Here is an 18,745-nt window from a genome sequence, read left to right as displayed (position 1 = left end):
CCGGGTCGCGGGGGGCGCGGTCCGGAAATCCGAGGAAAAATACCCATGGCCTCTCGCGCCGACCAGCTTGCTTCCAACCTGAACTTTTCGAAGTTCGGCCAGGCGACCGAACTCAAGAACCGCATCTGGTTCACGATCGGCGCGCTGATCGTCTTCCGCTTCCTGTCCTTCGTGCCGCTCCCCGGGGTCGACCCCGTCGCGCTGGCGCAGGCCTATAAGCAGGCGGCCTCGGGCGGCGTCCTCGACATCTTCAACACCTTCTCGGGCGGCAGCCTTGAGCGCCTCAGCATCATCGCGCTCGGCGTCATGCCCTATATCACGGCTTCGATCGTCGTTCAGCTCGCCTCGGCGCTGGCCCCCAGTCTCGCCGCGCTCAAGAAAGAGGGCGAAAGCGGGCGCAAGAAGCTCAACCAATATACCCGCTACGGCACCGTCGTGCTCACCGCGATTCAGGCCTATTTCCTCGCGCTGACCGCCGAGGCGTCGACCGGCGCGCAAGGCATCACCGTCGTCCTCGACCCCGGCATGCTGTTCCGCATCACCACGGTGATCAGCGTCGTCGGCGGAACCCTTTTCCTGATGTGGCTCGGTGAACAGATCACCAGCCGCGGCATCGGCAACGGCGTCTCGCTGATCATCATGGCGGGCATCCTTGCCCAGCTGCCGCGCAGCTTCGCCCAGATGTTCAGCCAGGTCCGCGAAGGCTCGATGGGCGGCGGCACCGTGCTCGCCGTGATCATCGGCGCGATCGCGATCATCGCCTTCATCAGCTTCATGGAACGGGCGCAGCGAAGGGTGCTCGTACAATATCCAAAGCGTGCGACCCAGCGCGGCGGGATGCAGGCCGACCGCAGCCATCTGCCGCTCAAGGTCAACACCGCCGGCGTGATCCCGCCGATCTTCGCCTCGTCGCTGCTGTTGATGCCGCTGACGATCACCCAGTTCATGGGCAATAATGTTCAGGGCGATACCGCGACCGGCGATTTCCTGATCACGATCAACCAGTATCTCGCGCACGGCCAGCCGCTGTACATGGCGCTCTATGCCGCGGGCATCGTCTTCTTCTGCTTCTTCTATGTCGCGGTTGTCTTCAATCCGGAAGAAACCGCCGACAATCTGAAGCGCCAGAACGGCTTCATCCCCGGCATCCGCCCGGGCAAGAACACCGCCGCCTATCTCGACCATGTGCTGACGCGCATCACCGTGATCGGGGCGGCGTATCTGGCGGCGATCTGCCTGATCCCCGAATATTTCATCGCGCGGTCGGGCCTGCCCTTCCAGCTCGGGGGCACCAGCCTGCTGATCATCGTCAACGTCACCATCGACACCATTACCCAGATCCAGAGCCACATGCTCGCGCATCAATATGGCGACCTGATCAAGAAGGCCAAATTGAAAGGCGGCGTTGCGCGGCGCTGATACGCCCGCTACGCGAGTTTCGAACAGGGCAGGGAAACAGGGGCCTTCATGACGCTCAATATCATTTTGCTGGGTCCGCCGGGAGCGGGCAAGGGAACGCAGGCCTCGCGGCTGGAGGACGAGCATGGCATGGTCCAGCTCTCGACCGGCGACATGCTGCGTGCGGCGGTCAAGGCGGGAACGCCGATCGGCGTCCAGGCCAAGGCGGTGATGGATGCGGGCGAGCTCGTCTCGGACGAAATCGTCTCGGGCCTGATCGGCGAACGCCTCGACCAGCTCGGCGGCGATGTGTCGGTGATATTCGATGGCTATCCGCGCACCGCGGCGCAGGCCGATGCGCTCGACGAAATCCTCGACGTGCGCGGGCGCAAGCTCGACCATGTCATCGAACTGCTGGTCGAAGAGGATGCGCTCGTCGATCGCATCACCGGCCGCTTCTCCTGCGCCACCTGCGGCGCCGGCTATCACGACCGCTACAAGCTGCCGAAGGTCGCGGACACCTGCGACCAGTGCGGCGGGCATGACTTCAAGCGTCGTCCCGACGATAACGAGGAAACGGTGCGCACGCGCATGGCCGAGTATCGCGCCAAGACCGCGCCGATCCTGCCGATCTACGAAGCGCGCGGCATCGTGGCCCACGTCGACGGCATGGCCGATATCGATGTCGTCAACGACGCGATCGAGTTGATTCTCAACTCCGCCACAGCGTCCTAGTCCGCGTCAACATCGTCATTGCGAGGGGCGCAGCCCCGTGGCAATCCAGAGCGGCAACAGGCCGCCCGGATTGCTTCGCTTCGCTCGCCATGACGAAGCCCGGTGGTGGCGGGGGATGGGCGATGAATCTGAAAATCATGCTGGCTGCGGCCTTTCTGCCGGTTGCCGTACTCGCCGGGGCTCCGGCACAGGCCAAGGTCATCGACCAGAGCGAGATCGGCTTCACCGTCGCGCACACCGCGCAGGTCGCCGCGACCCCCGAAGATGTTTGGAAAATGCTCCGCATGCCCCAGAAATGGTGGTCGAAGGACCATAGCTGGTCGGGCGATCCCGCTAATTTCTGGCTCGATTCGCAGGCCGGCGGCTGCTTCTGCGAAAAATTGCCCGACACCGGAAAGGGCCTCGGCAGCGTCCAGCACGCGCGCATCCTTTTCGCCAAGCCCGATGAAATGCTCCGCCTGTCGGGCGCCTTCGGCCCGCTGCAGGGCGAGGCGCTGACCGGCACGCTGACGATCCAGATCAAGGAAACCCCGACCGGCGCGGCGATCCGCTTCGACTATATTGTCGGCGGCTATATGCGCTTCAAGGTCCCCGAAATCGCCCCTGCGGTCGACAAGGTGATCGGCGAACAGCTGATCGGCCTCGCCAAGGCGCTCGGCGGCAGCCTGCCGCCGACCCGCGCCGAAAAGGCGGCGGCGGACGAAGCGGGCGAGGGTGACAAGCCCGCGCCGTCCGAAAAAACCGAATCGGGCCTCGACGACGCGATGGCGGACCTGCTCGCCGATCCGCCGAAGCCCGACGAGGCGGCGAAGGAAAACGAAGCCCCCGAGTGACGCCTCAGCTCTTGGGCTTGCCCTTGAGCGCCGCGAGCGCGGCGAACGGTCCGGCCTGCTCCTCGCTCAGCACGCCCTTTTCGGCGAGGATGCGGTCGGCGTCGGGATGGCGCGGAAACGGATCGAGCGCGAGCGACAGCGTCTGCACCGCGACTTCGCCCAGGTCGACGCGGTCATGTTCGAGCGGCAGCACGTCGATATCCTCGGCGCCCAGTTCGACCTCGACCTCTTCGTCGTCGTCCGGCCGCAGGTCGCGCAGAAATTTGAGGTCGAAGGGTTCCGCGATCGTCGCCGGTACCGGCAGATCGGTCGCGGCGCAGCTTTGCACCAGCGCCGCGCGCACTTCGCCGCGCAGCCCGATCCCGCCCGCGACCGCGCGCACCTCGACGGTCACCGCGAACCGGTCGAGTTCGACGAGGGCGAGCCGCTTGGCGATCGCCCCGCGCGCCGCGGTGTCGGCCTCGAACGTTACCGTCCTGCCGAGTCCGACCTCGGCGAGCGTTACGATATGCGAAAATTCGCTGCTCATGCCGCGTCCGGCAGGCGGTCGGCGACGATCAGTTCGGTGACCGGCATCGCGGCGAGCGCGGTCCGCAGCGCCGCGGTCCCAGCCATGACATGCGCGAGTTCGCTCGCGCCGGGCTCGTTGCCGCGCCACAGGTTGCGGACCAGCGCCGCGCGCAGGTCGTCCGACCCGTCGGGCGCACGATAGGCGCCGAGCCGGCCGCCGAGTGCGCCGACCATCCGCCCGATCTGCTTGCCGACGACCATGTCGCCGAAACCGATCTGGCGCATCTGGCCGTCCATGTCGGTCACGAACAATTCGGTAAGATGGACCCCCGCCAGCGCCTGAGCCGGATCTTCGTCGATGCGGTGGAGGACGAGCGCCATCACCAGCCCGATCATGTCGAACCGCCCGTCGAGCGTGTCGGGGACGCCGCCGGCCTGGTACCAGTGCGGCGCGCGCGCGGCCGCGACCACGGCGTTCCACAAGGGGCGGCGCGCCTCGCGCGGGTCGGGATCGGGCGTGAAGAGTTTGCGGAACGAGATCATGCGCTCCGCTTAGGCGCATTTGCGCCCGCCGAAAAGGCCCGCCGGTCAGGCTGCAGCAAGCTTTGCCGCGCCACAAGCGGCGCGCCATAGGCCTTGTATGCAGCACCCGCTTGCGCTTAAGAGGCGCGGGTAACAAGCGCGGTCGCGGGGGCGAGCGGCAGGCATGCGCAACGGAGATTTTTGATGCCGCACTTCACCACGATTTTTTCCGCGCCGCGGACGCGCCTGATCGTCGCCGGCCTCGCGCTGGCGCTGACGACCAGCGGTTGCGCGCAGCTCAAGGGCCGGCAGGGTTATGTCGTCGACCCCGTGCTGACCGATGCGATCACGCCCGGCGTCGACAACCGCGAATCGGTCGAAAAGACGCTCGGCCGCCCGACCTTCGTCGGCCAGTTCAGCAACAATGAATATTATTATGTGTCGCGTGAGACGCGCCAGCTCGCCTTCGCCAACCCGCGCCCGGTGGCGCAGCAGGTGCTGCGCGTGCGCTTCGACGCCACCGGCAACGTCGCCGCGGTCGATCGCACCGGAATCGAGCTGGTGAGCCGGATCAGCCCCGAAGGCGACAAGACCCCGACGCTGGGCCGCGAGCGCAGCTTCTTCCAGGATATCTTCGGCAATATCGGTGCGGTCGGCGCCCCGGGCATGGGCGGCAGCGGCGGCCCTTCGGGACCGTAACAGCGCGTTATCGCGAGGCGCGGAGCGAGGCGGCAATCCAGAGACGGCGCTAACCGCCCTGGATTGCTTCGTTTCGCGCGCAACGACGAACGTTCGATCGTTACTCGGCGATCCCGCCCGCCGCGAGCACCGCCAGCGTCACCAGGTCCGACGCGGTCGACGCCATCGTCGCGACCTGCACCGGCTTTTCCATGCCGACCAGCATCGGGCCGATCACCGCGCTGCCGCCAAGTTCGCGCAGCAGCTTGGCCGACAGATTGCCCGATTGCAGCCCCGGCATGACCAGCACGTTCGCGGGTCCCGACAGGCGGCAGAAGGGATAATTCGCCATCACCTTGGGGTTGAGCGCGACGTCGGGCGACATTTCGCCTTCATATTCGAATCCCGGCTTGCGTTCGTCGAGGATCGCCACCGCGTCGCGGATATTGTCGAGCCACGATCCCGGCGGGTTGCCGAAGGTCGAATAGGACAGGAAGGCGACGCGCGGCTCGTGCCCCATGCGCCGCGCGACCTGCGCGGTGCGTTCGGCGATGTCGGCGAGTTGCTGCGCGCTCGGGCGTTCGTTGACCGTGGTGTCGGCCATGAACACCGTATGGTGCTGGCCGACCAGGACGTGGATGCCGAAATTGGTCTGGCCTTCGGCGGGGTCGATCACGCGCCGCACTTCGCGCATCGACTGCGAATAGGTGCGGGTGGTACCGGTGATCATCGCATCGCCCAGCCCCAGCTGGAGCAGCAGCGAGCCGAAGATGTTGCGGTCGCGGTTGACCATGCGCTCGACGTCGCGGCGCAGGTAACCGCGCCGCTGCAGCCGTTCGTACAGCATGTCGACCATTTGCGGCACATGCGGCGAATTGACGCTGTTGTGGACCTCGAAGCTTTCGGGGTCTGCGACCCCCATGTCGCGCAGCTTGTCGTGCAACCCTTCGCGCCCGACGAGCACCGGGATGCCGTAACCGCCGTCGCGGAACTGGATCGCGGCGCGCAATACAACCTCTTCTTCACCCTCGGCGAACACGACCCGCTTCGGATTGGCGCGTGCGGCCTCATAGGCGAGCGTCAGCACCGACGTCGTCGGGTTGAGCCGCGCTTTCAGCGAGTTGCGATAGGCGGCCATATCCTCGATCGGCCGCTGCGCGACGCCGGTATCCATCGCCGCCTTGGCGACCGCGGCGGGCACGATTTCCATCAGCCGCGGGTCGAAGGGCGAGGGGATGATATATTCGGGGCCAAAGCTCGACGCGCGCCCGCCATAGGCCGCCGCCACTTCCTCGGGCACCTGCTGGCGCGCGAGGTCGGCGATGGCATAGGCGGCGGCGATCTTCATCTCCTCGTTGATCGCGGTCGCGCGCACGTCGAGCGCGCCGCGGAAGATGAAGGGGAAGCACAGGACATTGTTGACCTGGTTCGGATAGTCCGACCGCCCGGTGGCGATGATCGCGTCGGGGCGCGCGGCACGCGCGTCGGGCGGCGAGATTTCGGGATCGGGGTTCGCCATCGCGAAGATGATCGGGGCCGGCTTCATGTCCTTGACCATCTCGGGCTTCAGCGCGCCCGCCGCCGACAGGCCGAGAAAGACGTCGGCGCCGACCAGCGCCTCGGTCAGCGTGCGAGTCTCGGTCGGCACCGCATGCGCCGACTTCCACTGGTCCATGCCTTCGGCGCGGCCCTGATAGATGGTGCCCTTGCGGTCGCACATGATGACATTTTCATGCCGCACGCCCATCGCCTTGATCAGCGCGGTACAGGCGATCGCGGCGGCGCCGGCGCCATTGACGACGACCTTCACCGTGTCGAGGTCGCGCCCGGTCAGGTGGCAGGCGTTGATCAGCCCGGCGGCGGTGATGATCGCGGTGCCATGCTGGTCGTCATGGAACACCGGGATGTTCATCTTTTCCTTCAGCGCCTGCTCGATGATGAAGCAGTTCGGCGCCGCGATATCCTCGAGGTTGATGCCGCCAAAGCTCGGCTCGAGCAGCTCGACCGCCTCGATGAAGCGCTGGGGGTCTTCGGTGTCGACCTCGAGGTCGATCGAATCGACGTCGGCGAAGCGCTTGAACAGCACCGCCTTGCCTTCCATCACGGGCTTCGAGGCGAGCGCGCCAAGATTCCCGAGGCCGAGGATCGCGGTGCCGTTCGAGATCACCGCGACCAGATTGCCCTTGATCGTATAGTCATAGGCGGTGGCCGGATCCTCGGCGATCGCCTTCACCGGCACCGCGACACCGGGTGAATAGGCCAGGCTCAGGTCGCGCTGCGTCGCCATCGGTTTCGACGCGACGATCTCGATTTTTCCGGGCCGGCCGTAATTATGATAGAGCAGGGCCTCGCGATCCGAGAATTGTATCTTGCTGCCGCTGTCCATTAGTTTGTCCCCTCAGTTCGATTCCACAGACGCGCGCCCATTGCGCTGATCCCTAGCGTCACCCTGCGGCGATTGGTACCGCCAATATTGGGTCTCGGCGCAAAGCGTGTACCGGCTGGCGCGAGTGGGTCCGGTTTCGGGCGAAACCAGACGTCGCCCCCGCCTTCGCGGAGGCGACGGCTTAAAGAACGTCCGCTTCCCACCCCAAAGCAGACATAGCCGTTGGCAATCGAACGCTATTGATACTCCACCGTCACCGGAATCCGCCCGCGATAGTCGCCGTCGTCGAGGCCGGCGATCTGCAGCCGGCCGCCGAAGCGAAACTGCAGGCGGCCATCGGGGCCGAGGCGCGGAGCGGCCCTGAGGTCGGTGATAAGGCCCGACACGCGCGCGCTGCGGCCGCGATCGCTTTCGAGATCGACGCTGGTCGGCAGGATGACGCGGACCTCGGCGCCGGGTTCGCCGGTCACGGTGACCACCCCGGTGACCGCGAAACCGCCGAGATCGACGACGTCGCCGCGCAGGCGGCGCGCGCCCGAGAGCGGGTCGAGTTCGACCTCTCCGCCACCCGCGCCGACCGCGACGCGGCCCATGTCGAGCTGGGTTTCGACCTCGACCCGCAGCGGGGTTTCGGCCTTGCGACTCGCGCCGCCGCTCGCCGCGCCTTGCTCGCCGCACAGCATGCACTGCGCCGAAGCCGCGGAGGGCGCGGCGAACATCAGGCCGAGAAGGAAGAAAAGGCGCAATTTCACGCCTTTCCGATAGCCGATCCATGGTTAAGCCGCGGTAAAGCCGCGCCGGCGCTAATCCGCTGGCCTGCCCCCCGCTTTTGCTCCACATGAGCGCCATGACGATGAAGCCGCCGACCGCCTGGCTCAACGCGCTTTCCACCGCGACGCCTGACCATGACATCCATCAAGCCTTCATCGACTGGGCGACCCAGCGGCTGGCCGACGAGCGGGTGCGCGCCATCTTTTCGCGGATGGCGGGGCGGTCGGGGATCGATCATCGCTGGTCGGTGCTGCCGCCAACCGCCGACGGCGGATCGCCGGTGGCGCCGGGCGGATTTTACGATGTACCGGGATTGCCGCCGACCTCGGCACGGATGGCCGCTTATGCCAAGCATGCGCCCGAGCTGGCGCTGACCGCCATCGCGGGCTTGGGCGACGCCTTCGAACCGGCGCGGGTCACGCATCTGGTGGTCGCGAGCTGCACCGGTTTCGTCGCCCCGGGGATCGACCAGATCGTCGCGCGGCGGCTGGGGCTGGCGGCGACGGTCGAGCGGGTGCTGATCGGTTTCATGGGGTGCTACGCCGGAGTCACCGCGCTGCGGAGCGCTCGGCATATCGTGCGGTCGGAGCCGGATGCGGTGGTGCTGGTGGTGAGCGTCGAGCTTTCGACACTCCACCTCAGCCTCGCCGACCAGCCCGAGCCCCTGCTCGCGATGCTGCAGTTCAGCGACGGCGCCGCGGCGGGGATCGTGTCGAGCGAAGCCGAAGGATTGCAACTTGGCGAGGGCCGCAGCCTGGCGCTCGAGGACAGCGCCGAGTTGATCCGCTGGGACATCGGCGACAAGGGATTCGCGATGCAGCTGTCCGGCGAAGTCCCCGGGCGGCTGCGCGCCGCGCTCGGCGAACCCGGGGTGCAGGTGCAATTGTTCGGCGACGGCGCCCCGCCGCCGCTTCTCGCGGTCCATGCCGGCGGTCGCTCGGTGCTCGACGCGGTCGAGGCGGCGCTGCACGTCCCCGCCGATGCGCTAGCCGACAGCCGCGGGGTGCTCGGCGCGTGGGGCAATATGTCGTCGGCGACGATCTTGTTCGTGCTCGCGCGGATGATGGCGCGGCAGGCGAAGGGCGAGGGCATCGCGATCGCCTTCGGCCCCGGACTCGCCGCCGAAGCGATCCGCTTCACCGCATCATGAACCCCTTCGCCAGCCTCGCCGTGCCGATCGAGGCCGAGGAGGAGATGGACGCGGCCGAATTGCCGGCCGAGCGCTATGCGAAGGTGCTGCGCGACCTGTCGCGGATCAATGCGCTGACGCTGGCGGCGCGCCCGACGTTGGGGTTCCTCGATCGGGTACGGGCGCACGGCATTGGCGAAAAGCCATGGCGCATCCTCGACGTCGGCTTCGGCGCCGGCGACATGCTGGCGCGGATCGCGCGCTGGGGCGCGACGCGCGGGGTCGCGCTCGACCTCGTCGGGGTCGACCTCAATCCGAAGAGCATGGCCGTCGCCGAGGCGCGGCTCGGCGGCCGCGCGCGCTTCATCACCGGCGATTATCGCGATCTGGCGGGCCACGGGTGGGACATCATCCTGTCGAGCCTCGTCACCCATCATATGACGCCCGGGCAGCGCGCCGAATTTTTGCGCTTCATGGACGGCGGCGCGGCGCGCGGCTGGCTGGTCAATGACCTCCACCGCCAGCGGCTGCCCTTCGCCGGCTATCCGCTGCTCGCGGCGCTGGCGTGGGTCGATCCGATCGTGCGGCGCGACGGGCAGCTGTCGGTCGGGCGCAGTTTCCGCCGCGGTGAGTGGGCGGCGATGCTGGCCGAGGTGCTGCCCGATACCGCGGACCAATGCCGCATCTTCAGCAGCTTTCCCTATCGGCTGTGCGTCGAGCGGGTGCGGTGACCGCTCCCGACGCGCTGGTCATCGGCGCCGGGCCGGCGGGGGCGAGCGCGGCGATCGGGCTGGCGCGCGCGGGCGCGAAGACGGTTCTACTCGAACGAAGCCGCGAGACCGGCGATGCGCTGTGCGGCGGGTTTTTGAGCTGGCAGTCGCTGGCCCGGCTGGCGGCGCTGGGGATCGATGCCGCCATGCTCGGCGGACAGGTCGTGCGCCGGGTGCGGCTGTTCGCGGGCGCGCGGTCGAGCGAGACGATGTTGCCCGAGGCGGCGACGGGGGTATCGCGGTGGCGGCTCGATTCGGTCTTGCAGGCGGCGGCGGTGGCGGCGGGTGCCGGGCTGGAGCGCGGGGTGCATGCGACGGCGCTGGAGAGCGGCATGCTTCAGACGCGCGACGGCGCTGAACTGGCGGCACCGTCGATCTTCCTCGCGGCGGGCAAGCACGGGTTTCGCGGCTTGCCGCGCGAGCCGGCGGCGTGGCAGCGGGAGGACCCGGTGATCGGGCTGCGGCTGCGCATGCCGCAGGCCGCCGCGCTCGACCGGCTGGTCGGCGACGCGGTCGAACTGCACCTGTTCGACCGCGGCTATGCCGGGCTGGTGCGGCAGGAGGATGGCAGCGCCAACCTGTGCCTCGCGGTCCACAAGTCGCGGCTGGGCGGCGCCCCCGAAGCGCTGCTGCGCCGACTCGGCGACGAGCATCCGCGGCTCGGCGAAAGGCTCGCCTTTGCCGACTGGTCGCGCGGCATCGATGCGATCGGGCATGTGCCTTATGGCTGGCGCGACGGCGTCACCACGCCGGGACTGTTCCGCCTGGGCGATCAGGCGGGGGTGATCCCGAGCCTGGCGGGCGAGGGCATGGGGATCGCGCTGGCGAGCGCCGAGGCCGCGGTGACGGCATGGCGGCACGGCGCGGCCGGCGCGGCGCCGGGCTTCCAGCGCGCGCTCGCCGCCCGGATGACACGGCCCTTTGCGCTGGCGAACCTCATCTGGCGGCTCGGCGAAAATCCCCGGACGGCGAGCCCCCTTACGGCCTGTGCCGCGGCCGCCCCTTGGCTCGTTCGCCTCACGTCCCGGGCCACCCGGCTCGGCTGAGGGAAAAGATTCGCGCAGCCCACATTCGGCCCGAGGCCCTTGCAGCCGCCCGTATCCAGTCCGATATTGGCGGCAACGAAGGAGATCATCCGATGACCGATCCCAAGACGACCAAGCCGCTCGACCCGATGGCGCATCATGTGCTGCGCGAGGGCGGCACCGAGCGCGCCTTTACCGGCCGATATACCGACCATAAGGGCGACGGCGTCTATCGCTGCGCCGGGTGCGGCGAGCCCTTGTTCGACAGCAAGACCAAGTTCGACAGCGGATCGGGCTGGCCCAGCTATACCGCGCCCGCCGAGGGCGGTGCGGTGCAGGAACTGACCGATACCAGCCACGGCATGGTCCGCACCGAGGTGCGCTGCGCCAAATGCGAAGGCCATCTGGGTCATGTCTTCCCCGACGGCCCCGGACCGACGGGCCTGCGCTACTGCATCAACAGCGCGGCGCTTGACTTCGCCGACCGTGGGCAGGATGACGCCAAGACCGACGCGGGTTGACGGGCCAACCCTCGATGCGGACCATTATGGGCTGACGCGATCAGGGACGCGGCGAGGGAAGGAAATCGGCTTTGCGCCGCGAAAGACAGCAGGCTTCGTCAGGGAAATCGTCGGGTAGCGCCAAATCGGGCGGGTCGCCTTCGAAGGGCGAGCCGCCACGCTGGCGCGTCTGGCTGCGGCGCGCCTTCCGCTGGGGGCTCGGCCTCGCGCTCGTCGGCGCGGTCGCGCTCGCGGTAGCGGTCGGCATCGCGGTGCAGCGCATCCCGAGCTTTGAGGAGCTCAAGAAATCGCCCGCCGGCCAGACGATCCGTGTGCACGCCGCCGACGGCACCGTTTTCCTGTCGCTCGGTCCCAATTACGGCCGTTGGATGACGCTCAGCGAAACGCCGCGGGTGATGCAGGACGCGATGGTCGCGGTCGAGGACCGGCGCTTTCGCTATCATCCCGGGGTCGATCCGGTCGGCATGACCCGCGCCGCGGTCGTCGCGGTGCAGAACCGCGGCAGCGGCCGGCGCCTGCAGGGCGCGTCGACGATCACCCAGCAGCTCGCGCGTAATGTCTTTCTGTCGAACAGCTATACCTGGACGCGCAAGCTGCGCGAGATGGTCCTGTCGATGGCGCTCGAATGGAAATTCTCGAAGGACGAGATCCTCGAGCTTTACCTGAACAAGGTCTATTTCGGCGGCGGCAGTTACGGCATCGACGCTGCTTCGCGCCGCTTTTTCGGGCATAGCGCGACGCAGATGTCGCTGTCCGAGGCGGCGGTGGTCGCCGGGCTGGTCAAGGCACCGTCGCGCTATTCGCCGACCGCCGATGCCAGCGCCGCGCTCGGCCGCGCCGGGGTGGTGCTGGAGGTCATGGTCGACGCCGGGGTGATCACCCAGTCGCAGGCCGACAGCGCCAAACCCGCCGACGTCCAGATGGCGCAGGAGACCGGGCAGAACAGCGCGCGCTATTTCAGCGACTGGGCGCTGCCGCAGCTCGACATGCTGATCGACGAGGGCAGCGAGGCGATCGACGTCTATACCACCATCGACTTGGGCATGCAGCGCGCGGCGACCGCGGCGATCCAGGCCAATGTGCCAGGCGGGGCGCAGGGTGCGCTGGTGTCGATCGACCGCGACGGCGCGGTGCGCGCGATGGTCGGCGGCACCGATTATGTCGCGTCGAACTATAACCGCGCGACGCAGGCGGTGCGCCAGCCGGGGTCGGCGTGGAAAGTCTTCGTCTATATGGCCGCGCTCGAGGCGGGCTATAAGGTCAACGACGAGGTGGTCGACGAGCCGGTGACGATCCGCGGCTGGAGCCCACGCAACTCGTCGGGCCGCTTTTCGGGCGCGATGGACCTGCGCAGCGCCTTTGCCTATTCGGTCAACACCGTCGCCGCCAAGCTGGGCGACGAGGTCGGCACCTCGTCGGTCGCCAACATGGCGCGCCGGTTCGGCATTTCGACCCCGATCAACACCCAGCCGTCGATGGTGCTCGGCACCTCCGACGTGCGCGTGATCGACATGACCGCCGCCTTTGCCGCCATCTCGCGCAAGGGCGTGTCGGCGGCGCCCTATGGCATCACCAAGGTCACCACCGCCGACGGGCGATTGCTGTATCAGCGCGCCGCCGAGCGCGGCACGGTGCTGGTCGACAATTGGGTCGCGGCCGGAATCACCGACCTGATGCAGACCGCGGTCGCCACCGGCACCGGGCGCGCAGCGCAGATCGGCCGTCCGGTCGCGGGCAAGACCGGCACGACGTCGAGCAACAAGGACGGCTGGTTCCTCGGTTTCTCGAGCGGGCTGACCACCGGCGTGTGGATGGGACGCGACGATGCGAAAGCCGTCGGCGGGCTGCAGGGCGGGCGCGCGCCCGCCAAGGCCTTTGCCGATTTCATGCGCGTCGCGGTGGCCCGGCGTCCGGTCGAAGCCTTCGATACCGAGGTCAAATTGCCCGAATGGCAGCTTGAGGACGAGGAGGACGCCTATCTGGGCGAGCCAGGCGAAGGCGGACTGGTCGACGATAACGGCATGCCGATCGAACTGCCCTATGACAGCCGGCCTCCGGCGAATCCCGATAACAGCAACCCGCCGGCCCCGACGCCCGACGAGGCGCCGGTCCTCGACCAGCGCTGGCTCGACGAGCAGACGGGGCGCACCGACCCGGCACCCAGGACGCCGCCGCCACCCGCGAACAAGGCACTGCCGCCCGCGGTCAAAAGCTCGACGGTGCGCGTCCCGCCCCGCGAATCGCAGGGACAGAATGACTAGCCCTAATCCTCCCTGTCGCGAAGCGATGGGGAGGGGGACCGCTCGCGAAGCGAGGGGTGGAGGGGTCGCAACGGCGCGTCATCGTCCCTCCGTCAGCGCTGCGCCTTTGGCGCAGCTTATCCTGAGCGCCTGCAAGGCAGTCGAAGGGTGCTGCCACCTCCCCATGGCTTCGCCACAGGGAGGATATTCAACCGAAGCGGTAGCGGTGCAGCCCGCGGCCCTCGCGGCGTAGCCAGGCGCGCGCCGCGGCGACGTCGCCGTCGTGCAGTTCGTCGACGAGCGCGTGAAAGGCGCGGCCATGATCCATGTGGCGCAGATGCGCGACCTCATGCGCGACGGTCGCGCGGCGGACATGGTCGGGCGCCATCACCAGCCGCCAGCTGTAGCGCAGGTCGCCGGTCGCGGTGCAGCTGCCCCAGCGGCTGCGCGGGTCGCCGACCCCGATGCGCCCGATGTCGAGACCGGCGCGCGCTGCGATGGTGCGGCTTTCCGCCGCCATCAGGTCGAGCGCCTGCGCCTTCAGCCAGCGTTCGACGCGGCGGCCGACGCTGTCGGCGGGGCCGCCGAGCATCAGGACATCGCCGTCGAGCCGCACCGCGCGCGGCAGGGCGGCGTCCCACAGGATCCGCCGTTCGACACCGAAGAGCGGTACATGCGCGCCGGGGCCGATGTCGACCGGGATCACCGCCTTGCCGACCTGTTCGGCGAGCCAGTCCTGCTGCTCGCTCGCCCAGCGCAGCGCCTTGGCGGCGCTGCCGCGGCGCGGCAGGGTCAGCCGCAGTTCGGCGCGCGCGGCGTCGAAGACGAGGCGGTAGCGGCGCGAGCGGGCATGGTGGACGAGGCGCACCGGCCAGGCATCGTCGCCGACGACAATCTGCGGCGCCTCGGCCGCCGGCGGGGCCGCGCGCTTAAACAATGCGTTCGACAAGGTGATTTTCCAGCGGCCCGGCGACCTGTTCGCCGACCGTCCAGCCGACGATCGACTGGCCGGCGCGGTGCACCGCGTCGCGATCGCCGGAGACCAGATAGTGCCATTCGGGCAAGGGGCGGTCCTCCGCGCGCAGGCGATAGGCACAGCTTTGCGGCAGCCATTCAATGCTCTCGAGCTTAGCTTTGGTGAGTGTCAGGCAATCGGGCACATGGCGGCGGCGATGCTTGTAATCGCCGCAGCGCGCGGTTTGCAGGTCGAGCAGGCGGCACGCGACATTGGTCGGATAGATGCGGCCGGTGTCCTCATCCTCGACCTTGTGCAGGCAGCATTTGCCGCAGCCGTCGCACAGGGCTTCCCACTCGCCGGCGTCGAGGCTGGCGAGTGGGGCTTCCCAGAAATTCTCGCGCCCGGTCACTTCACCCATTTCGCAAGGTCGGCGGCGACCTTGTCGGGGGCGCCCTCGTCGCTGTCGGTCGAGGGGTCGTCAAGCGGCAGCAGCGCGAGCGGCTTGCCTGCGGGGTCCATCAGAAAGGCGAGCTGGGTGTGCGCCATCAGATAGCGGTCGGGGGCCGAGCCCTCGACCTTGTGATAGCTGACGACATAGGCCTTCGCGACGGCAGCAATCTGTTCGGGGGTACCGGTCAGCCCGATGAGGCGCGGGTGGTAGCGCGAGACGAACGGCTTCAGCGCCGCCGGCGTGTCGCGCGCCGGATCGATCGTGACGAACATCGGCACCACGCTGGCACCGCGCGCCGCGTCGGCCTTTTCGAACTGCGACAGGCCGAGCATCAGTTTCTGGACATCGACGGGGCAGATGTCGGGGCAGAAGCTGTAGCCGAAATAGACGAGGCGATATTTGCCGGCGAAATCGCTGTCGCTGACCGTCTTGCCATCCTGGTCGGTGAGGGTGAAAGGTCCGCCGATCCGGGCACCTTCGAGAGGGGGCCTGGCATCGGGCGCCGGCGCGGCGGGACCGTTGCACGCCGCGAGCGTCGCCGCCGTCAGCAGGAGCAGGCTTGCACGAAGCGCCTTTTGGCCCATATTCAATCTATTCATCATCGGGCCAGCCTTGCTGGGCTAGGCGCCGAAAATCAACCTTTGTCGTCGCCTGCCGGGAAACGGGCGCGACACCCGCTACCCGAGGTCATCAAATCATGGTTCGTCGCGCCGCTTTCCGTTTCGCCTCCCTGTCGCTGGCCGCCGCGCTCGTCGCGCTCGCCGTCGCCCCCACCGCGCAGGCGCAGTTCCGCGGCGGCTATGCCTTTCTGCAGGCGGTCGACAGCCGCGACGGGACCAAGGCGACCGACGCGCTGAAGGACGACGACACGCTGATCAACACGCGGCACCCCGACACCGGCGAGACGGCGCTGATCATCGTCACCAAGCGCCGCGACATCATCTGGGTGCGCTTCATGCTCGACAAAAAGGCGAATCCCGAGATCGGCGACAAGCAGGGCATGACCCCGCTGATGCACGCCGCGCTGATGAATTTCGTCGAAGCGGGCGAAGAGCTGCTCGACACCAAGGCGCCGGTCGACCAGACGAATCGGCGCGGCGAAACCGCGCTGATCCTGGCGGTTCAGGCCAAGAACGCCGCGATGATCCGCCTGCTCGTCAAGCGCGGCGCGAATCCCGACCGGGCCGATCATGTCGCGGGCATGTCGGCGCGCGACTATGCAAAGCGCGACGACCGCAGCGGCCAGCTGCTCGCGCTGCTCGACGCCAAGAGCGACAAGCCGTTGCGCGACACTGGCGCGGTGTTCGGCCCCAACTAGGTCCCGCCCGGCGCAATGTGATATTTGGATTTGCAATCACATCATGATGTGATATTTGCGCAGCATGTCTACGCAACTCATCGAGCGCATTCGCGCCATCGTCGATGACGGCGCCATGTCCCGTTCGGGCCTCGCACGCGCCGCCGGTCTCCATGCCAACAGCCTGCGCGACCTCGATTCTCCCGGCTGGAACCCCACCGCCGACACGCTGCGCAAGCTCGAGAACTGGCTCGCGCACGGCAGCGACCTGTCGCCGATGGCAACCCCCGAAGAGATTATCGCCGAGGCGCGCAACGGCCGGATGTTCATCCTGGTCGATGACGAGGACCGCGAAAATGAGGGCGACCTCGTCATTCCAGCGCAGATGGCGACCCCCGACGCGGTCAATTTCATGGCGACCCACGGCCGCGGCCTGATCTGCCTGACGCTGACGAAATCACGCGTCGACCAGCTCGGGCTCGAACTGATGAGCCGCCAGAACGGCACGCGACACGAAACCGCCTTCACCACCTCGATCGAGGCGCGCGAAGGCGTCACCACCGGCATTTCGGCCGCCGACCGCGCGCGCACCGTGTCGGTCGCGATCGACGCGGGCAAAAGTCGCGACGACATCGTCACCCCCGGCCATGTCTTTCCGCTGATCGCGCGCGACGGCGGGGTGCTCGTCCGTGCTGGCCACACCGAGGCGTCGGTCGATATCGCGCGGCTCGCGGGACTCAACCCGTCGGGGGTGATCTGCGAGATCATGAACGACGACGGGTCGATGGCGCGGCTCGACGACCTGGTGCCCTTCGCGCGGCGCCACGGGCTGAAGATCGGGACGATCGCCGACCTGATCGCGTACCGCCACCGCAACGACCGGCTGGTCGAATGCGTGTCCGACGACCCGTTCGAATCGGATTATGGCGGCGAGTGGCGCCTGAAATCCTATCGCAACAAGATCGACGGCAGCATCAACATGGTGCTGCAGAAGGGCGCGATCGACCCCGAGGGCGTGACCCTGGTTCGCATGCATCCGGTGTCGCTGCTCGACGACCTGATGGGCCGCCCCGGCGCGCGCAAGCGCCGCCTGCAGCGTTCGATGGATGCCATCGGCGAGGCCGGCGGCGGGGTGATCGTGATGTTGATGCGGCCGCTGCCCGGATCGGCCGAGGCCGATGCGACGCCGCCGCCGACGGGCGGAATGGACCTGCGCACTTACGGCATCGGCGCGCAGATCCTGGCGGACCTTGGCGTCCACGCGATGGAATTGCTGACGCCGTCGCACAATAATCTTGTCGGGCTGGAGGGCTATGGCCTGTCGGTCGTCGGCGAACGCTCGATCCCCGGGGAGGCCGCATAATGGCGCATGTCTTGATCGTCGAAGCCCGTTTCTACAGCCACCTCAACGACATGCTGCTCGACGGCGTGCGCAGCGCGCTCGCGGCCGAGGGGCATAGCCATGACACGGTGACCGTCCCGGGCGCGCTCGAGATTCCCGCGGCGATTTCGCTCGGCGCCGACAGCGGGCGCTATGACGCTTTTGTCGCGCTCGGCGTCGTGATCCGCGGCGAAACCTATCATTTCGAGGTGGTGTCGAACGAGAGCGCGCGCGGCGTGATGGCGCTGACCCTTGATGGCCTTGCAGTCGGCAATGGCATCCTCACCGTCGAAAATGAAGAACAGGCGCTTGCGCGCGCCGACAAGACGCGCAAGGATAAGGGCGGCGAGGCGGCGAAGGCCGCGATCGCTATGCTGGCCCTGAAGGAACAATTCGGCATTGGTTGATCGCCCACCCCCCAGCCGATATTCCGTCGTCGAACGCGGCGGGCGGCTGGTGGTGATCGACACGCAGACCGGCCAGACGCCGCCAACCGCCGCCGAGCGTATGGACAATCACGACCGCGCTTTGGGGGTCGAGCCGATTCGCCCCGCCCGCACCAGCACCGCCCCCGACCTGTCGGCCGCGGCGCGCGCCGAATCGGGGCTCAGCGCACGGCCCGCCCCGGTGCAGCAGACCCCGAAACCCGCGCCGGCGAAGCCCGCGGCCGATCCCGGCAAGGCGCGGATGGCGGCGAAGGCCGCCGAAAGGCAGAGCCGGCCGTGGACCCAAGGCTCCCACGACCGTCCGGCGCCAAAGACCGACGCCGCGCCCGCGCGCATTCCCCAACGCCCGGCACCACCCGCACGCGGGCGCAAGACGATCGTCACCGGCAAATGGTGGGACAGCAAGGGACCGCGCACGATCGAACTGGGACCCAAGGGTCAGCAGACGCTGAGCGGCGGTTTCGTGACGCTGTTTTTCGTCGTGCTGATCGCGGCGATGGTCGTGCTGTTCATCGAACCGATCATCCTGTTCGTCGCGGCGTTCCTGCTGTTCCGCTTCGGCGGCAGCGTGCTGGGGCCGATCGGCGCCGGGATCGTCGACAAGGCGCTGGCCGAGCGGAATTAGCCGCCCAAGGCAAATGTACATCGTCATTGCGAGGAGCCGCAGGCGGCGCGGCAATCCAGAGCTGTGCAA

20 protein-coding genes are annotated in these 18,745 nt (G+C 68.0%); 13 read left to right on the top strand and 7 right to left on the bottom strand.

The features are described from left to right. The first annotated feature begins 45 nt into the window (after nt 1–45). From secY to AC07U1_RS05560, 3 genes are all read left to right on the top strand, one after another. Nucleotides 46–1,419, top strand: a complete 1,374-nt coding sequence (gene secY, locus AC07U1_RS05570; RefSeq protein WP_187139296.1) for a preprotein translocase subunit SecY — start codon at nt 46–48, stop codon at nt 1,417–1,419. Between the two features lie 48 nt (nt 1,420–1,467). Beyond that, entirely contained in the window at nt 1,468–2,133 is a 666-nt protein-coding gene (locus AC07U1_RS05565) for an adenylate kinase (protein WP_187139297.1), read from the top strand. A 122-nt stretch (nt 2,134–2,255) separates the two neighbouring features. Then, nucleotides 2,256–2,966: an SRPBCC family protein gene (locus AC07U1_RS05560; protein WP_262408202.1), complete on the top strand. Its 711-nt coding sequence runs from the start codon at nt 2,256–2,258 to the stop codon at nt 2,964–2,966. A 4-nt stretch (nt 2,967–2,970) separates the two neighbouring features. Here AC07U1_RS05560 and AC07U1_RS05555 read toward each other — a convergent pair whose 3' ends face one another. After that, a complete protein-coding gene (locus AC07U1_RS05555) occupies nt 2,971–3,495 on the bottom strand; it encodes a YceD family protein (protein ID WP_495177200.1) in 525 nt (174 codons plus the stop codon). Further along, complete coding sequence (locus AC07U1_RS05550) at nt 3,492–4,019, bottom strand: ubiquinol-cytochrome C chaperone family protein (protein WP_495177201.1); 528 nt, start codon at nt 4,017–4,019, stop codon at nt 3,492–3,494. The genes AC07U1_RS05555 and AC07U1_RS05550 overlap by 4 nt, the downstream gene beginning before the upstream one ends. Nucleotides 4,020–4,202: 183 nt before the next feature. Here AC07U1_RS05550 and AC07U1_RS05545 point away from each other — a divergent pair, with 183 nt between their 5' ends. Beyond that, complete coding sequence (locus AC07U1_RS05545) at nt 4,203–4,697, top strand: outer membrane protein assembly factor BamE (RefSeq protein WP_056341789.1); 495 nt, start codon at nt 4,203–4,205, stop codon at nt 4,695–4,697. A 100-nt stretch (nt 4,698–4,797) separates the two neighbouring features. Here the strand turns inward: AC07U1_RS05545 and AC07U1_RS05540 are convergent, their stop codons facing one another. Both AC07U1_RS05540 and AC07U1_RS05535 read right to left on the bottom strand, forming a co-directional pair. Next, entirely contained in the window at nt 4,798–7,062 is a 2,265-nt protein-coding gene (locus tag AC07U1_RS05540) for an NADP-dependent malic enzyme (RefSeq protein WP_056341786.1), read from the bottom strand. A gap of 236 nt (nt 7,063–7,298) precedes the next feature. Then, nucleotides 7,299–7,814, bottom strand: coding sequence for a DUF4402 domain-containing protein (locus tag AC07U1_RS05535; RefSeq protein ID WP_495177202.1), 516 nt, complete (start codon nt 7,812–7,814; stop codon nt 7,299–7,301). 101 nt (nt 7,815–7,915) lie between these two features. On the opposite strand from AC07U1_RS05535, the gene AC07U1_RS05530 reads away from it, so the two are divergent. The 5 genes from AC07U1_RS05530 to AC07U1_RS05510 all read left to right on the top strand — a co-directional run bounded on the left by AC07U1_RS05530 (nt 7,916) and on the right by AC07U1_RS05510 (nt 13,539). Continuing rightward, on the top strand, nt 7,916–8,983 hold the full coding sequence (locus AC07U1_RS05530; protein ID WP_495177481.1) for a type III polyketide synthase: 1,068 nt from the start codon (nt 7,916–7,918) through the stop codon (nt 8,981–8,983). Then, the gene (locus AC07U1_RS05525; RefSeq protein WP_495177203.1) at nt 8,980–9,693 is read left to right on the top strand and encodes a methyltransferase domain-containing protein; all 714 of its coding nucleotides are present in this window, start codon (nt 8,980–8,982) and stop codon (nt 9,691–9,693) included. Before AC07U1_RS05530 ends, AC07U1_RS05525 begins: the two co-directional genes overlap by 4 nt. Then, a complete protein-coding gene (locus AC07U1_RS05520) occupies nt 9,690–10,778 on the top strand; it encodes an NAD(P)/FAD-dependent oxidoreductase (protein WP_495177204.1) in 1,089 nt (362 codons plus the stop codon). Before AC07U1_RS05525 ends, AC07U1_RS05520 begins: the two co-directional genes overlap by 4 nt. Before the next feature lie 92 nt (nt 10,779–10,870). Then, on the top strand, nt 10,871–11,278 hold the full coding sequence (gene msrB / locus AC07U1_RS05515; RefSeq protein ID WP_495177205.1) for a peptide-methionine (R)-S-oxide reductase MsrB: 408 nt from the start codon (nt 10,871–10,873) through the stop codon (nt 11,276–11,278). A 71-nt stretch (nt 11,279–11,349) separates the two neighbouring features. Next, nucleotides 11,350–13,539, top strand: a complete 2,190-nt coding sequence (locus tag AC07U1_RS05510; RefSeq protein WP_495177206.1) for a transglycosylase domain-containing protein — start codon at nt 11,350–11,352, stop codon at nt 13,537–13,539. A gap of 187 nt (nt 13,540–13,726) precedes the next feature. On the opposite strand, the gene AC07U1_RS05505 is transcribed toward AC07U1_RS05510, so the two are convergent. Genes AC07U1_RS05505 through AC07U1_RS05495 form a run of 3 tightly spaced genes read right to left on the bottom strand, consistent with a single transcriptional unit; the run spans nt 13,727 to nt 15,529 of the window. After that, nucleotides 13,727–14,455, bottom strand: a complete 729-nt coding sequence (locus AC07U1_RS05505) for a M48 family metallopeptidase (protein WP_492742704.1) — start codon at nt 14,453–14,455, stop codon at nt 13,727–13,729. Next, nucleotides 14,448–14,894, bottom strand: coding sequence for a YcgN family cysteine cluster protein (locus tag AC07U1_RS05500; protein WP_492735103.1), 447 nt, complete (start codon nt 14,892–14,894; stop codon nt 14,448–14,450). The genes AC07U1_RS05505 and AC07U1_RS05500 overlap by 8 nt, the downstream gene beginning before the upstream one ends. Further along, nucleotides 14,882–15,529: an SCO family protein gene (locus tag AC07U1_RS05495; protein WP_492735105.1), complete on the bottom strand. Its 648-nt coding sequence runs from the start codon at nt 15,527–15,529 to the stop codon at nt 14,882–14,884. The genes AC07U1_RS05500 and AC07U1_RS05495 overlap by 13 nt, the downstream gene beginning before the upstream one ends. Before the next feature lie 95 nt (nt 15,530–15,624). Here AC07U1_RS05495 and AC07U1_RS05490 point away from each other — a divergent pair, with 95 nt between their 5' ends. From AC07U1_RS05490 to AC07U1_RS05475, 4 genes are all read left to right on the top strand, one after another. Next, complete coding sequence (locus AC07U1_RS05490) at nt 15,625–16,245, top strand: ankyrin repeat domain-containing protein (RefSeq protein WP_492735107.1); 621 nt, start codon at nt 15,625–15,627, stop codon at nt 16,243–16,245. A gap of 64 nt (nt 16,246–16,309) precedes the next feature. Beyond that, a complete protein-coding gene (gene ribB / locus AC07U1_RS05485; protein ID WP_492735109.1) occupies nt 16,310–17,587 on the top strand; it encodes a 3,4-dihydroxy-2-butanone-4-phosphate synthase in 1,278 nt (425 codons plus the stop codon). Beyond that, complete coding sequence (gene ribH / locus AC07U1_RS05480) at nt 17,587–18,012, top strand: 6,7-dimethyl-8-ribityllumazine synthase (protein ID WP_492735111.1); 426 nt, start codon at nt 17,587–17,589, stop codon at nt 18,010–18,012. Before ribB ends, ribH begins: the two co-directional genes overlap by 1 nt. Continuing rightward, complete coding sequence (locus AC07U1_RS05475) at nt 18,005–18,676, top strand: hypothetical protein (protein ID WP_492735113.1); 672 nt, start codon at nt 18,005–18,007, stop codon at nt 18,674–18,676. Before ribH ends, AC07U1_RS05475 begins: the two co-directional genes overlap by 8 nt. Nucleotides 18,677–18,745 lie beyond the last annotated feature (69 nt).

Source organism: Sphingopyxis sp. GW821-FHT02C12 (genome assembly GCF_059421785.1).
This window is presented reverse-complemented; position numbering and strand designations above follow the sequence as displayed.